Source organism: Streptomyces sp. FXJ1.172, assembly GCF_001636945.3.
In the GTDB taxonomy this organism is placed as follows: Bacteria; Actinomycetota; Actinomycetes; order Streptomycetales; family Streptomycetaceae; genus Streptomyces.
Genome location: NZ_CP119133.2, coordinates 9,012,268 through 9,026,096, shown reverse-complemented (window position 1 = coordinate 9,026,096; position 13,829 = coordinate 9,012,268). Strand labels below are relative to the sequence as shown.

The 13,829-nt window shown below is 68.4% G+C and carries 9 protein-coding genes and 2 pseudogenes; 8 read left to right on the top strand and 3 right to left on the bottom strand.

Going from position 1 to position 13,829, the window contains the following annotated elements:
* Positions 1 to 734: 734 nt before the first annotated feature.
* Positions 735 to 1,055, top strand: a complete 321-nt coding sequence (locus A6P39_RS40605; RefSeq protein WP_067040023.1) for a hypothetical protein — start codon at positions 735 to 737, stop codon at positions 1,053 to 1,055.
* Positions 1,056 to 1,267: 212 nt separating this feature from the next.
* Positions 1,268 to 2,656 carry a hypothetical protein gene (locus A6P39_RS40600; protein WP_275883957.1) on the top strand — a complete coding sequence of 463 codons (1,389 nt, stop codon included), beginning with the start codon at positions 1,268 to 1,270 and terminating at the stop codon, positions 2,654 to 2,656.
* A gap of 615 nt (positions 2,657 to 3,271) precedes the next feature.
* On the opposite strand, the pseudogene A6P39_RS40595 reads toward A6P39_RS40600, so the two are convergent.
* Both A6P39_RS40595 and A6P39_RS40590 read right to left on the bottom strand, forming a co-directional pair.
* A pseudogene (locus tag A6P39_RS40595) lies at positions 3,272 to 3,959 on the bottom strand (phosphotransferase family protein); the annotation flags it as partial.
* Between the two features lie 237 nt (positions 3,960 to 4,196).
* A pseudogene (locus A6P39_RS40590) lies at positions 4,197 to 4,295 on the bottom strand (hypothetical protein); the annotation flags it as partial.
* Positions 4,296 to 4,560: 265 nt separating this feature from the next.
* On the opposite strand from A6P39_RS40590, the gene A6P39_RS40585 reads away from it, so the two are divergent.
* Both A6P39_RS40585 and A6P39_RS40580 read left to right on the top strand, forming a co-directional pair.
* Positions 4,561 to 5,301 carry a hypothetical protein gene (locus A6P39_RS40585; RefSeq protein ID WP_067040034.1) on the top strand — a complete coding sequence of 247 codons (741 nt, stop codon included), beginning with the start codon at positions 4,561 to 4,563 and terminating at the stop codon, positions 5,299 to 5,301.
* 625 nt (positions 5,302 to 5,926) lie between these two features.
* Positions 5,927 to 6,844, top strand: a complete 918-nt coding sequence (locus A6P39_RS40580; protein WP_067040037.1) for a class I SAM-dependent methyltransferase — start codon at positions 5,927 to 5,929, stop codon at positions 6,842 to 6,844.
* Between the two features lie 979 nt (positions 6,845 to 7,823).
* Here the strand turns inward: A6P39_RS40580 and A6P39_RS40575 are convergent.
* Positions 7,824 to 8,669 (bottom strand): SDR family NAD(P)-dependent oxidoreductase, encoded by an 846-nt coding sequence (locus A6P39_RS40575; protein ID WP_067040045.1) that lies wholly within the window; start codon positions 8,667 to 8,669, stop codon positions 7,824 to 7,826.
* Between the two features lie 136 nt (positions 8,670 to 8,805).
* Here A6P39_RS40575 and A6P39_RS40570 point away from each other — a divergent pair, with 136 nt between their 5' ends.
* The 4 genes from A6P39_RS40570 to A6P39_RS40555 all read left to right on the top strand — a co-directional run bounded on the left by A6P39_RS40570 (position 8,806) and on the right by A6P39_RS40555 (position 13,698).
* Positions 8,806 to 9,381, top strand: coding sequence for a TetR/AcrR family transcriptional regulator (locus tag A6P39_RS40570; protein WP_067040047.1), 576 nt, complete (start codon positions 8,806 to 8,808; stop codon positions 9,379 to 9,381).
* A gap of 610 nt (positions 9,382 to 9,991) precedes the next feature.
* Positions 9,992 to 10,987, top strand: a complete 996-nt coding sequence (locus A6P39_RS40565; protein ID WP_067040051.1) for a helix-turn-helix domain-containing protein — start codon at positions 9,992 to 9,994, stop codon at positions 10,985 to 10,987.
* A gap of 341 nt (positions 10,988 to 11,328) precedes the next feature.
* Positions 11,329 to 11,997 (top strand): hypothetical protein, encoded by a 669-nt coding sequence (locus A6P39_RS40560; protein ID WP_067040054.1) that lies wholly within the window; start codon positions 11,329 to 11,331, stop codon positions 11,995 to 11,997.
* Positions 11,998 to 12,909: 912 nt separating this feature from the next.
* Positions 12,910 to 13,698, top strand: coding sequence for an SAM-dependent methyltransferase (locus tag A6P39_RS40555; RefSeq protein ID WP_067040057.1), 789 nt, complete (start codon positions 12,910 to 12,912; stop codon positions 13,696 to 13,698).
* Positions 13,699 to 13,829: the final 131 nt, after the last annotated feature.

The following is a 13,829-nucleotide window of genomic DNA, read 5'->3' as shown; positions in this document are numbered from 1 at the left end:
GCGTCCCGCCGCGGTACCTCCGTACAGCGGGTCGCCGCAGGTCAGGGGACGGCGCATCCCGTTGGTGCGTCACTTTGCTGCCCAGGCTTGTGTGGGCGTCGGCGTGCCCATGACGCTGCGGTACACAGTCGACACAACGGGAGGACATCATGCGACTGCGCAGCAAGACAGCCGTCGCCGTGTGCGGGGCAGCCATGGCCTATGGCTGGCCACGCTGCCGGCCGCCGCCGCACCGGGCGGCTCGGCGGGTTCCACGGCCGGGCATGCCGTGATCGGTCACGTAGATGACGCTCAGGCCACTGCCGCCGAGCGGTACTGGACGCCCCAGCGCATGAGGGCAGCAGATGTCGCGGGAATTCCGCCTCGGACGTCACGCCGCGGTCAGTCGGCCATCCCAAGCGTGTGGGAAAGATCTTCTATCACTTCGCCGGCAAGGACTTGAGCTGCACCGGGACGGTCGTGACGAGCGGCAGCCGGGACTCGTTCCTCACCGCCGGCCACTGCCTGGTCTGGCACGGTATCAATGTCGGCAATGACCTGTCGGTCTTTGTGCCCGCCTACTACCACGGGCAGGCGCCCTACGGGAAATGGGGCATCAAGAGCTGGGCTATTCCGGACCGCTGGGCGTTTTACCGCAACCCCAGTTACGACTACGGGGTCATCCACGTCAAGAGCCACAGCCATGTCCGCATCCAGTCGGTCACAGGCGCCAACCCGTACTGGATTCACGCTGGTTGGAGCGGAAGTGCGCGACGCTGGTCGGCTACCCGAGCAAGTACAACTACTCCACCATCTGCGGCCCTACCGCCCTGGCCAAGAAGGGCGTCAAGGACCACAAGCCCGAATACCAGTTCCAGTGCCGTGGCTTCACCGACGGCGTGAGCGGATCGCCGGTCCTGATCGGGCCGGGCAACACGCTCGCGGGCGAGGGCACGGTCATCGGAGTGCTCGGAGGGCTCCGGGAAGGCGGCGACCCGAAGAAGGACGGGCTCACCTCCTACGCCAACCGCCTCGACGGCGACTTCCAGAGCTTCTGGACGTCCCAAACGCACTGAGGCGAGTACCACCGACACCGGGCCAGCCGCCACGGAACTCGGCCTGCGCCGCCGCGCGATGCCATGCCGCCGGCCCGGGCCCTCGCCGAAGCAGTGGTTTCCCTGAGCCCGTCTCAGCCAGACGGCTGTCGCCCGGGCACACCAGACGGGCGTCCGTCCTCACGACGGCCTGCCCGTCCTTGGGCCACTCCCGACGAACACGAAGGAGAGACGTGAAGCACACACACCAAGCACGAGCGTGGGGAATCCTGCTCGGCTCAGCCATGCTGGGAATGAGCCTGACGGCCCCGGCCGCAGCAGAAGTGGCCTCCCCCCACACGGTCTCGGCGCCGGCGCAGCCGCGCACGGGAAGTGCCGTCGTGCGCAGCCGGCAAGCCGAGCCGCTCACAGCCTCGTTAGCCGACGACACCCTTCGACTCCGATGGCACGCGCAGGCGGGTGCCGTTGAGTACCTGCTGGCAGACGACGCGGCGGGCACGTTGGTCTGGAGGGGCACCGGAACGTCGCTCGACCTCGCGATGAAGGCGTCCCGCTACCGCAGCCTGGTCCTGCTGGGAGTCGCACACGGCGGTCACTTGTCCGTGATCGCGAAGGTCGTCGCCACGGATCCGGAACGAGCGAGCGGGGTCACGCCTGTGACCGTGGTGTCCGCGACGACCGGGACAAACATCGACTGGACGGCCCCCGGCGCCTCTACTACAGCAGGCACACAGGCCTCCGACGCCCGGTCGGTGCACACGGCGACAGTGGGCGGGAAGGTGACCGCGCTCCCCCGATCACGTGTCTCGCTGAGCACCCGTCTGGGCCAGGAAGGGGTAGCGGAGGTAGCCAGCGTTCCTCGTACGGCAGGTGGGGGTGCCGGAACCCTGGATTCGGTCACCAACGAGATCGACATCACGCCACCCGCGATCAGCATGCAGGAGGTCGCGCGGCTGGCACACCTCCCGGTCCCTCAGCAGGCCGCCGGGACAGTGACCCGCGAGCAGAGTCTGCTGCGTGCCGGCTGGCGGAAGAACTCCACATGGACGACGTACGAGACGTTCATCCCGCAAAGCCGGGTGAAGGTGCCCACCGGCCCCTCGGTGGCCTGCGGATCGCTTTCGGGTCAGTGGTACGCCGGTGACGGGCGCGGATCGGCCTTCAACTCCGGACGGTACCGGACCCGCGTCGCCATCAAGTACGACTGGGACAAGAAGCACGTGTACGGATACAAGGACGTACACACCACGCATCGCCTCAGCCCCCATCCTGCGGCAAAGACCGCCAGCGCCTCGGGAATCAAGATCAAAGCAGTCGTGATGACCGGCAACTTCGCGCGGGTGTACATCACCCATTCCGTCGGCAACCCCTTCTGCCCCGCGACGAAAATCCGCTATACGAGCTGGCAGGAGTTGTACAAGAACGGACAGCGCTGGTTCTACGGAAGCCACGTCAAGATGCCCAGCCACGAGGTGTTCCAGGAAGACTGGTACACCAACGGCAGCCAGTGGGCACACTACGGCGCCGCCAGGGTCTTCAGCCACAACGCGGTCAACCCGGCCTGCCTGGCCGTCGCGGCAACCACCCTCTGCGGTCTGTGGAACTACCAGTACATCAAGTAGCCCGGCGGCAGCGCTGCCAACCGGGTACCAACCGACAACCGCAGGTTCGCCGCGGCCCGCATCCAGCGGCTGGCCCTGGGCAACGCACGCCTGCGCAAGTCCTCAGAAAGCAGCAGCCAGATCGCTCTGTCAACAACACAGTGAGGCCACACCGTTCCATGCGGCGAGTCCACTCCCGGCCCACCACGCCCAGTGAGCCGGAGCACAAGCGCCCCGGTCCTCATGATGGAGGGATCGGGGCGCTACCCCGGTACCTCTGCTTCGCGACGCCAGCGCACGGCGCCGGGGTGCCGGGGTGCCGTGAGACGTCAGTCGCAGGTGTTGAGCATCTGGGCCAGCGCGTTCTTCTCAGGGACCGTGATGTTCATCCCGTACCTGTACTGCTACCAGTACTTCACGTGGCTCCGTAGGTGAACACGGGGCTCTGGCACAGATCGCGGGGAGCTGTTACGGCGAGTGACATTGCCGTTCGATTCGGAGGGGTCGCAGAGTTGTCGGCCGGGAGCCAGCCCGTACTCGGGTGTGCCCCGGCGCGGTGTGCGATCGGCTCCGTTGCCGGACGTGGCAGCCGGGACCGGCGCTCGCCGCCGTGCCCGCGTCACGGGCTGCTTCGGCTCAGCCCAGCGCGTCCATCAGGGCGGTGACATAGGCATTCAGCCGCTCCTCCACGGTTTGCGACGTCAGCTCCGGCCTCCCTGACTCACGCCACGCCTGCGCCACCTGCTGCACTTCTTCTGAGCAGGCCAGCGAGTCGCGCACCCGCCAGTACAGCCGCTCGTGCGCCGCCGCGGCCAGCACCCCGCCGGCCTCCTCATACGCCTCAGGGAATCGCAGACCCCAGGCCGGGCCGTGCAGCAGTGCGAGATGGGTGCGCCACATCGAGATCCGCCGGGCCCCAGGAGGTCGCTGCCCAGTCGACGACCCCCGTGATCCGGGCACCTGTCGGCCTTGGGGGCGACACGTCGAACAGCACGTTGCCGGGCTGGAAGTCCCGGTGCAGGAACCGTCCTTCATAGGGCGGCGCGGGTTTGCGGATCACGTCGATCGCCGCGGCGCATGCCGCCGCGCAGGCGCCCTTCGGAGTCACGACGGTGTCGGCGGTCGTCAACATCACGTACTCCCGGGGCCGCTCAGCGGGTCGCAACGCGTGGATCGCCACGAGTTGCCGGGCCAGCACAGGGACGCGCGTCTCCAATCCCTCATCACCAAGGACTGTCCGTCCCGCCAGATGTGTCATCAGGAGCGACGGATACTCGCAATGCGCTGCGGTCGGATCAACCGCGACCAGTCCAGGAAGCGGCACCGAGGGCGCCGCCGGGAGGACATCGACTGGGTGGTGGCGTTCGCCGTCCGTGATCACAGTGGCGTACGCCTGTCCGCGCCGGGTGGCGAAATCGACGACCCCGAGCACCCGCGGTGTGCTGGACTGTGGATCGAGCAGCGTCACGACCCGGCGCAGCAAGGTCATCCTCCCTGCGTCAACGCCCAGTTGGACAGCCAGCCGGGGAGGTGGGCAGTCTGCCGAGCCACAGATGAGACGCCGTATCGTCGACAGGATCACGACGCGGAACTCACCGAGCGGGAGACCCCTGGGTCTGCGCTGGCAGGAGTCATGCACCCGGTCCGAACAGCGCCTGCAGTCCGGGCAGACCGCACAGAGCTACCTGACGAAGCGTCACCGTTTGCTGCCTTCTTCCGACTCCTTGGCATCCGGCCAGGGACCTCGCGCAAAAAACCGTTTGGCGGACCGCCGCGATCGCTGCTACGTTTCCGGAGGCCGTGCGAGAGATTGAGGAGGTGGTACCCGTGTACGCAGTATCGACGTGGGTGCTCCCCTCCGGGGTCGCGGTCGGGCGGTAGGTCGTCCGGGAGCGCCGTAATGTGCACTCCCGAAAGGCACGACCATGCATTTCACTTCTGAGCAGCGTCTCGACGACGGTGTCATCGAACGCGAATTCACACTCGACGAGATCCCCGGCATTCTGTGGACGCCGGCGTCCGCATCCGCGACCGCACCGGTGCCGCTGATCCTGCTCGGCCACCCTCCGCTCGGACTGCGCAAGATGTACCCCCGGCTGGCGGGACGGGCCCGGCACGCCGCGGCGGACGGTTTCGCCGCGGCCACCATCGAACTCCCCGGGAGCGGTGACCGGCCCCGTTGGGCCGCCGTCGAGCGGGCCCGCGCCGACCTGCGCCGGGCCTTGGAGGCCGGCGAGCCGGTAAGCGACGAGATCATCGACGCCATCACCCTCCCGCTCGTCGAAAAGTCGGTCCCGGAATGGCAGGCCGCCCTGGACGCCCTCCTGTCGCTGCCCGAGATCGGCGGCCCTGTCGGGTACTCAGGCGGAGTGATCTCCATCGGGGTTCGCCTTGCGGTGGTCGAGCCGCGCATCGTGGCCGCCGGCTTGTTCGCCGGGAGTCTCGTGCCTCGCGCTGTGTTCGAGGAGGCCCGCCAGGTCACCATTCCGCTGCATGTCCTGCTGCAGTGGGACGATGAAGGCAACGACCGGCAGGCGGCCCTGGACTTGTTCGACGCCTTCGGCTCCGAGGAGAAGTCCCTGCACGCCAATATGGGCGGGCACACCGGCGTCCCGCAGTTCGCGGGGGACGCCGCGGCTCAGTTCTTCACCAGGCATCTGAGGTGAGGCCGGGTCGGCAGGCCACGAGCAGACAGTAAACCGCGCTGACCAGGATGCTGCTCGTCGAGGGAGGGTCCTGGCGCACGTCTGCTGCTTGTGCCATGGGCCCCTGCCAACTCGGCAGGGGCCCACGCTGGTGTCCTTGCACCCGCTGGAAGATCGGGGGCCGCAGGCCGTCGCCCGGCCAGAGGTTCCGCTCGGCTACGAGGCAGGCGAGGAACGTGCCGACCTCCGCCAGGACGGCAGCGCGCCCCTCCGGCGTGTGGAGTACCGGGCGGGTGGGGACCCAACGGCCTCGCGTGCCCGCCGGGCTGGTTCGCTGCGCTGTAGCCGGCCGCATCGGTGCGCATGCGCCCCGAGATCTGGGTGACTTGGTCGGCGAGCTGCAACATCAGCCGCTCACGGTCAATGAGCTGGGCCGAGACCGAGTGGACGCCGAGTGGTTGTCCTGGCTCTGGGGCAGGTCGGCAGCATCCCACAGCGTGCGTTGGCCAACCTGGGCTGAATGGCGCAGTTCGTAGCGGTCGTTGTCGGCGGCGGCCTGACGAGGTAGGTGTGCAGGGCGGCGAGGCGCTGCAAGTACTGCACGGAGGCAGGGCCGTGATGGTCCAGTGGTATTAAATATGGCTCCATGAGCGACAGTGGGCGTGCGGCGAGCCGGACGGCGGTGCTGGTGTGCCAGGGACGGGCGGCCGCGGACGGGACAGCTGCTCCAGGCCACTTCGCGGATCCGGTGGCGGTACGGCTGCTGCGCGCCGCGGAACGTACACCCGTGGACGAGGTGCGCGCGAACACTGCGCCGAAGGGCTGGCAGGAGCGCATCCTCTACGAGAGTGTGCGGGCGTGCGCCGAGGTACTCGTACCGCGGACGGTCGCGATCGACGAGGCACTGCGCGCCCACGCGGCCGGCCAGCTCGTGATCCTCGGCGCCGGCCTGGACACGCGCGCGTGGCGCATGCCCGAACTCGCCCGGACTGACGTGTGGGAAGTCGACCATCCGGCCTCCCAGCAGGACAAACGCGCCCGCCTCACGAAGGCCGCACCAGCGCCCCGAGCACCGGAAGAGGACGATCGCCTCGCCGCCGGGCTGCCGGCCATCGCCCGTTCCGTACGGTTCACGCCGGTCGATTTCACCGTCGATGATCTCGGTGCGGCCCTGGACGGCGCCGGGCACGACCCTGCCGCGCCGACGACATGGTTGTGGGAGGGCGTCGTCCCCTACCTCACGCGCGACGAGGTGCGCGCCACGGTGGCCGCACTCGCCGCCCGGACGGCCCCGGGAAGTGCGCTCGTCGTCAACTACCAGGCGCCTTCGGTGAGGGCGGCCGCAGGGCGGCTGCTGACACGCGTGCTCGGCAGCTCCATCACATCCGGCGAACCATGGCGCTCGCTGTGGAGGCCGCAGCAGATGGCTTCGCTGCTCGCGCAGTACGGCCTGCAGGTGGTGTCCGACGACAACCTCCTCGCGCTCGCACACCGCCTCGGCACCCCGGCAGCCGGGCGGACGTCCTTGCAGTCAAGCCGCGTAGCCGTCGCAGAGAGCCACTGACATGAGACCTTGAACCGGACACGGGCTCGAGGACAGCGTCGGCTTCTCCGCAGCGGTCGTCGTCGCTCGCACACCGACTTCACCTGCGTGTAGGCCGTTTCTTTCGGATCATCTCGACCAGTTGGACCAGGCCGGCGTGCCAGTGGAGTACCCGGCTGCGGCCGCACTGGGCCCCAGGGCGCTCAAGCTCGCTGCCGAGCGCGCCGCGGGCGCGATTCCGTATCTGACGACGGTGGAACAGGGTGATGACCAGGCGGACGGGGATTCGTCGACGGCGCCTTTCTCCTCGGTGGACGCGGCGATGCTTGCGCCGGGCCGACGGACCGTCCGTCGGACGTCGGACTACTGTCGACGGCAGTAGGAAGGGGGCGGCGGCGCCATGGGACCCGAGATCGCCGACCTCGCCAGGACGGCGGGGACAACGGTGACGGCACTGATGGCCGGGCAGGCTTGGCACGCGGTCCACGAGGCTCTGGTCTCCCTCTGGCGGCGCTTCCAGCCAGAGCGTGCTGAGGCCGTCGCCGGCGAACTGGATGCCGCCCGTGACGACCTGTTGCTCGCGCGGCGGTCGGGCGACACCGATACGGCGGGCGAACTGACCGCCGAGGGGCAGGCGAGGGTGCGCCGCCTGCCGGCTGCCCGCCCCGAGGTCGCCGGGGAACTTCGCCGGATGTCGGCGGAGCTGACCCCACAGCGCGTCCCGGTGGGTGGGTTCGGCCATGGTGGGCGTTGGACCGGCCCGGGAAGGCAGTGGCGATGCCGTCCAGGCAGGCTTCGCGGCCCTGGACGTCGGGCAGTTGGCCTTGCGGCGGGCGGTGCAGGACGAAGTCCTCGGTGACAAGTTCGCCGTGGTGGCCGAGGTTTCGGTTCCCGGTCTCGTAGCCGGCGTACCAGCGGTCACGGTGGCGGTGAGGACGGCGTGGAGGGTGTCGAGTGCGGTGGGCTCGGGGAAGCTCGGTGGTTCCTGTTGTGGGGTTGTTCAGCGGACCCAGGCGCGGGTGAGGTCCTGGACGGCCGAGCCGTCGAGGTCGGCGAGCGTGGTGGCGACGAAGTCGCGGGCCCACTTGGAGGTCTGGATCCGGAAGGCCGGGCGCTCGCTGGTGAGGGCGTCGATGATCGGGGCGGCGGCCTCGGCCGGGGTCTGGGCGTTGCCGAAGGAGTCCCTGGTGCGGGCGATGTATGCCTCAAGGGCCGGCGCGTAGGGGCCGGCCGCGGTGAGCAGGGCGGGGACGTCCAGGCCGAGGTTGGCGACGAACTCGCTCGCCACCGCGCCCGGTTCGACCACGGTGACGTCGACGCCGACGGTGGCGGCGACGGGGGCGAGGGACTCCATGAAGCCCTCGACGGCGAACTTGGCCGCGCAGTAAGCCTCGTTGAAGGGCTGGCCGACGACACCACCGACGCTGGTGACGGTGATCACCCGGCCCTGGGCGGCGCGCAGGTGGGGCAGCGCGGCGCGGGTGGTGGCCACCACGCCGAAGAAGTTGACCTCCATCGCGGCGCGGACGTCGTCGAGGCTGCTCTGTTCGATGGTGCCGACCTGGGCGGCGCCGGCGTTGTTGACCAGTGCGTCGAGGTGGCCGTGCTCGGCGATCACCTCGTCCAGGCAGGCGGCGATGCTCTCGGCATCGACCACGTCCAGACGCTTGACCTGGACACGGTCGCCGACCCCGTTCTCGTCGGCGGCCCTGAGCAGGGCCTCGGCCTTGCCGGTGTCACGCATGGTGGCGATGGTCGTCCAGCCCGCCCGTGCGGCACCGACGGCCGCGGCCAGGCCGATACCAGAGGACGTGCCGGTGATCAGAACCGTCTTCGGGGAGGTCATCAGGGCTCTCCTTGCCTGTCACAGAGAAGTGGCGTCCGTCCGCCATAACCGGGGAGTTCCCCGGTTAACTGCAACGCTAACCGGGGAACTCCCCGGTTGTCCAGCTAGACTGTTCCCCCAGACGAAGGGAGCAGCCTTGCCCACCCAGCCGAGCCCGCTGCGGGCCGATGCCCGCCGCAACCGGGAACGCATCCTCGAAGCGGCCGTGCGCGCCTTCTCCGAGAAAGGCGCGGACGTTCCGATCGACACGATCGCCAAGGCCGCGGGCGTCGGCTCGGCCACCCTCTACCGGCACTTCCCCACACGCGAGGCGCTCATCGAAGCGACTTACCGCAATGAACTGGCCCGGGTCTGCGACAGCGCCGCCGAGCTGCTGGCCGACAACCCGCCGGACCGGGCGATGCGCCTGTGGATGGACAAGTTCATCGACTACCTGGCCGCCAAGCAGGGCATGGCACAAGCCCTGCGCGCCGCGGTCGCCTCCGGCGCGGACCCTTTCGCCGAGAGCCTCGACAAACTCGGCACCGCGATCGGCTCACTGCTGCACGCCGGCGCCGAAGCGGGCCTCCTGCGCTCGGACGTCGATCCCATCGACGTCGGCTTCAGCCTCAGCAGCGTCTCACTGGCCACCAATGCCCCCGCCCAACGTGAACGGACCGGCCGCATCCTCGACCTGATCCTCGACGGGCTCCGTTACGGCACGGGCCAATGACCCGCCTTCCGGGCCCGCGTTCGCGGACCGGGAAGACGCACGGCACCTGCGACACCGCAGACACCCGGCCTGCCACCGGAACCCCTCACAGGAACCGCAGGACCCACAGGACCCACAGGACCCACAGGACCCGCAGGACCCGCAAGGCTCATGTCTCACCGGACCAGCCGCGCCCGAGGCCACCCACCAAACCCGGTTCAGGAACAGATGCCACAGGGGATTGACCGGCTCGGCGTCGGATACGGACGAGCGGCATCGATCAGCAGCAACGCCGCTGCCTCCCTCCCCGGAGTGTGTGGCGGGCAGACCGGCCGTATGCCTCGCCGGCCACAAGGACCCTGCCCACGCCACAACGAGTGACCGGGTGACGGATCTTCGAGCCCCGCAGCCGTTCGGGCCCGGGGCGGGACAGTTTCGGCGCACCGGCCGGCGAACCGGCCTTCGCACTCGCATTCGTTCAGGGACAACCTCGGATGGCACCGCGACCTGCGGCGCTCTCGTCCGCCTCCGGTCACCTTGCTGTGTCCGACGACCGGCTTTTCTGGCAGCTCCCCACCAGAGAGAGTGCAAGCGACCGCACAGAAGGCAAGAAAGAGGGGGGACGTTGTCGATGCTGGAGAAGGTCTTCGACAGTCAACGCGTGCCGGTGCCGGACCGGGTGGAGGCATGGCGGGACATCACGGCAAGCGCGCTGATACCCAATGAGTTCACCATCGACCGCGCATCTGAATTCCGGGCCTCACTGAAGGCCGCGGACCTGGGCGGGGCACAGGTGACCGCCCTGACCTACGCGTCCATGACGTCACGACGGACACCCCAGCTGATCCGCCAGTCCGACCCCGAAATGTACGCTGTAGGACTCATCCTCCGCGGACAGCAAGTCATCGTCCAGGACCGGTGCGAGGCGCCGCTCGGAGCAGGCGATCTCGTGGTGTACTCCACCTCCCGCCCCTACGCAGCGGTCGTGGAGGCCGGACGGGACACAGCGGCCTCCGTAGTGGTACAGATCCCCCGGGCCATGGTCCCCGTGTCGTCGAACCGTGTGGACCGGATACTGGCGGCCCGGATGTCAGGACGCGAAGGTGTCGGCGGTCTGCTCGCCGGCTTCCTCACCCACCTGGCCACGGACACCGCGCCCTATCCGCCGGCCGACAGCCAGCGGCTCGGCAGCGTCCTCGTCGACCTGATCACCGCCTGGCTGGCCCACCACATCGATGCCGCCGGCCAGACACCCGCCGAGACCCGCCAGCACATCCAGTTCCTGGAGATCCAGAACTTCATCCGCCGGCATCTGGGCGACGCCGAACTCTCCCCTGCCACCGTCGCCGCCGCTCACCACATCTCGCTGCGGACCCTGCACCGCCTCTTCCACCACCACGCCCACGGCGCCACGGTCGCCTCCTACATCCGTCGGCAGCGCCTCGCGCACGCACGACGCGACCTGGACGACGCGAGCCTGTCCACACGGCCTGTACACGCGATCGCCGCCCGCTGGGGCTTTCCCCGCCCCGCCGACTTCACCCGGGCCTTCCGCACCGTCTACGGCTCCACCCCCACCGAATACCGCCAGGGAATCTTGCGCGCAGATGCTGGCGTCCATCGCTAAGCATGTGGCACGCACTGCTATCCACATGCCATCAGCACCCGGGAATGATCGGGGCAGGAAGAGATGCGCCGTCCATGGTGCATGTCCATGACCCAGCCGCCCGCACCCGGCGGGCGGGTACGACAGCGCAGGGCGAGAACATTGAGACACGCGCTTCAGACAGTACCTTCCACCTCACCACGCCTCCTCGCCAGCACCCGGACCCTCCACGAGTCGCGGAACGCCCGCACGATCAGAACCTGCCCTCAGTCTCTGCTCGTTCCGCCACTCGCATCACGCGTTCGTCTGCTGGTTCGGGCGTCAAACTCCCCTCCGGACAAGAAGGAAAGGACGGTTCATCCGTGCGTATCCGCCAGTGGGTCGGGCTCGCTGCGGCTGCCGGGCTCGCCGCGTTGAGCATCGGAACCAGCAGCGCCTCGGCCGCGACCAGCACTCCGGCAACGGCACTCCAACGGCAGAGCAGCAGCACGGCCGCTCTGCCCGACATCACCCTCTCCCCGTCGTCGAAACCTCAGACCAAGTCCGTCCGTATCGAGGCCCCGGTCGAAGAATGCGGCTACGTCAGGCAGACGCACCCCGGCCTGATTCCGGCCACCGGGCCGTGCTACGACACCCTCACCGTGCACATGGACGCGGCGAAGACCGCCCATGCCTCGAATGGGGCGGCAAGCCCTACGGCATGGAAGACGGCCACGGGCTGGACCGAACTGTGCGGTGCCAGCTGCTGGATCTGGCACTCCAAGGTCTCAACGGAGTACGCCTACAACGGCAATGACCGAGTGTGGCAGCACTGGACCGACTGCAGCGACTACGGCGGTGCCGGGTACAGCGTCGACATTAACTGGTGCGGCTACTGGAACAACGGCGGCTACGGCTCCTACTACATGAACATGGGCGACAACATCCATGTGTCCTGGGTCTACAAGGGCTCTCCCGTCCACCGCGGTTTCTGGCAGCGATACAACGTCGCGACCAACGGCAACTACTGGCTGACCGGATCGGGCAGGTAAGCGCCGCTCCACCCGGCGGCGCGGTCCCCGCGAGCTTGGGACCGCGCCGCCCAACGCGCACCCCGCACGCTGAACGGCTGGGTGCGTGCTTGCCGTTCTGCACACGGCTGACCCTCGAGACCTTTCACCCGAGAGGCGCGGCAAGGACACCGGCAGCCGCCCCTGGCCAATGGAACGATGCAGGGTGAGCAAATCCCCCGGTTGTCGTCGGATGACGTTGCTCGGAGCCGGATCCATGTGCCCCATTTGGCGGTATTGCGGTTACGGACAGCGCGGCGGGGCGTTGAACGTGTATGAGCGGAAGTCACAGACGGAAGCGATCAGGGTCGCGAGCGTTCGAACAAGTGCAGGCGCAGTTGGCTCGTGCAGCTGCTGCGATGGCCGTGGGGAAGAAATCGCCGCGGCAGGGAGCAGGAGAAACGGTTTGCCCGGCGGGTGCGGAGCCGGACGCCGGCTGTGGTGAGGAGGCGCCGGGTACGACGGATCCGATTGCAGGCGGCGACCCTGCAACGTAACCGTCTGCCACAGGTCCGCATGGCGCTCATCACTTGAACGACACCCGACTCCACGGCCAGGAACCGAGCTTGCAACGGCATGTGCGGCTCAACTCCGCCCGGCCCAGGCCGCCGGCCAGACTCCGGGGTGAAGAACCAGAAGGACCCGGTGGAGATGAAGCTGCCCACCTCGGTCTGCTCGGGGAGGTCACTCTCGAAGCGGCGCAGGAAGCGCTCGCCTCCGACTGGACGACCAGAAGCGGCCGTAAAGCTTCGTAGCGCTTCGACAGGTTCTGGCTCCGCTTCCGCCGCAGAGAGTCACGCTGTTCAAGTCACCCCTCATGCAGTGCAGTTGAGACTTCCGAGTACGATCACCGCGAACTCGGTTTGCAACTTTCACCGGCGTGACGGAGCTGCCATGACAACCAACCCACAGCCGTCCCTGCCGATCGACACCAGCCAGGCACACCCTGCACGGGTCTACGACTGGCTGCTCGGCGGCAAGGACAACTATCCGGTCGACGAGGCAGTCGGTGAGAAGCTGCCGCCAGAGGCGCGAGACGCCGCTCGGCAGAACCGTCAGTTCATGCACCGGGCGGCCGCGTGGCTCGCCACGCAGGGCATCGATCAGTTCCTGGACATAGGCACCGGAATTCCCACCGAGCCGAATCTCCACCAGATCGTGCAGAACGTCGTACCGTCGGCCAAGGTCGTCTACACCGACAACGACCCGATCGTCCTGCGTCACGCCGAGGCGCTGCTGATCAGCCGCCCTGAGGGAGCGACGGACTACATCCAGGCAGATGTGCGCGACCCGGAGGCGATCGTCCAGCATGCCCGACGTGTCCTGGAGTTCGACCGCCCCATCGCGCTGTCGCTCATCGCGCTGATGCACTTCATCACCGATGAGCAAGGCGCCCACGGCATCGTCCGCGCCCTGGTCGACACACTGCCGACGGGCAGCTACCTGATCCTGTCGCACGCCGCATCCGACCTGTTTCCGGAACTCGCCGAACTGGTCGTCGCCGAGTATGCCAAGGGCGGTATCCAGCTCGCCTTCCGTACTCGCGCAGAAGTGGAGCGCTTCTTCGACGGCCTGGATCTCGTGCCACCCGGCCTGGTGACGGCGACGGACTGGTTCGCCTCCACACCGGCCCCGGAACCGGAGGCCAGCGGCATCTACTCGGGCGTGGCTCGCATCCGATGAACCAGCCCGTCGCCGTGGGCGACCGCGGTGGCCGCACGGCCGAAGGCGACGACGGCCGGTGAGCGGCGAGTTCTGTGGCTACGCCAGGGGCCGCGTGGCCGCACCGGACAGCTCACCAGCACGCTGACGAT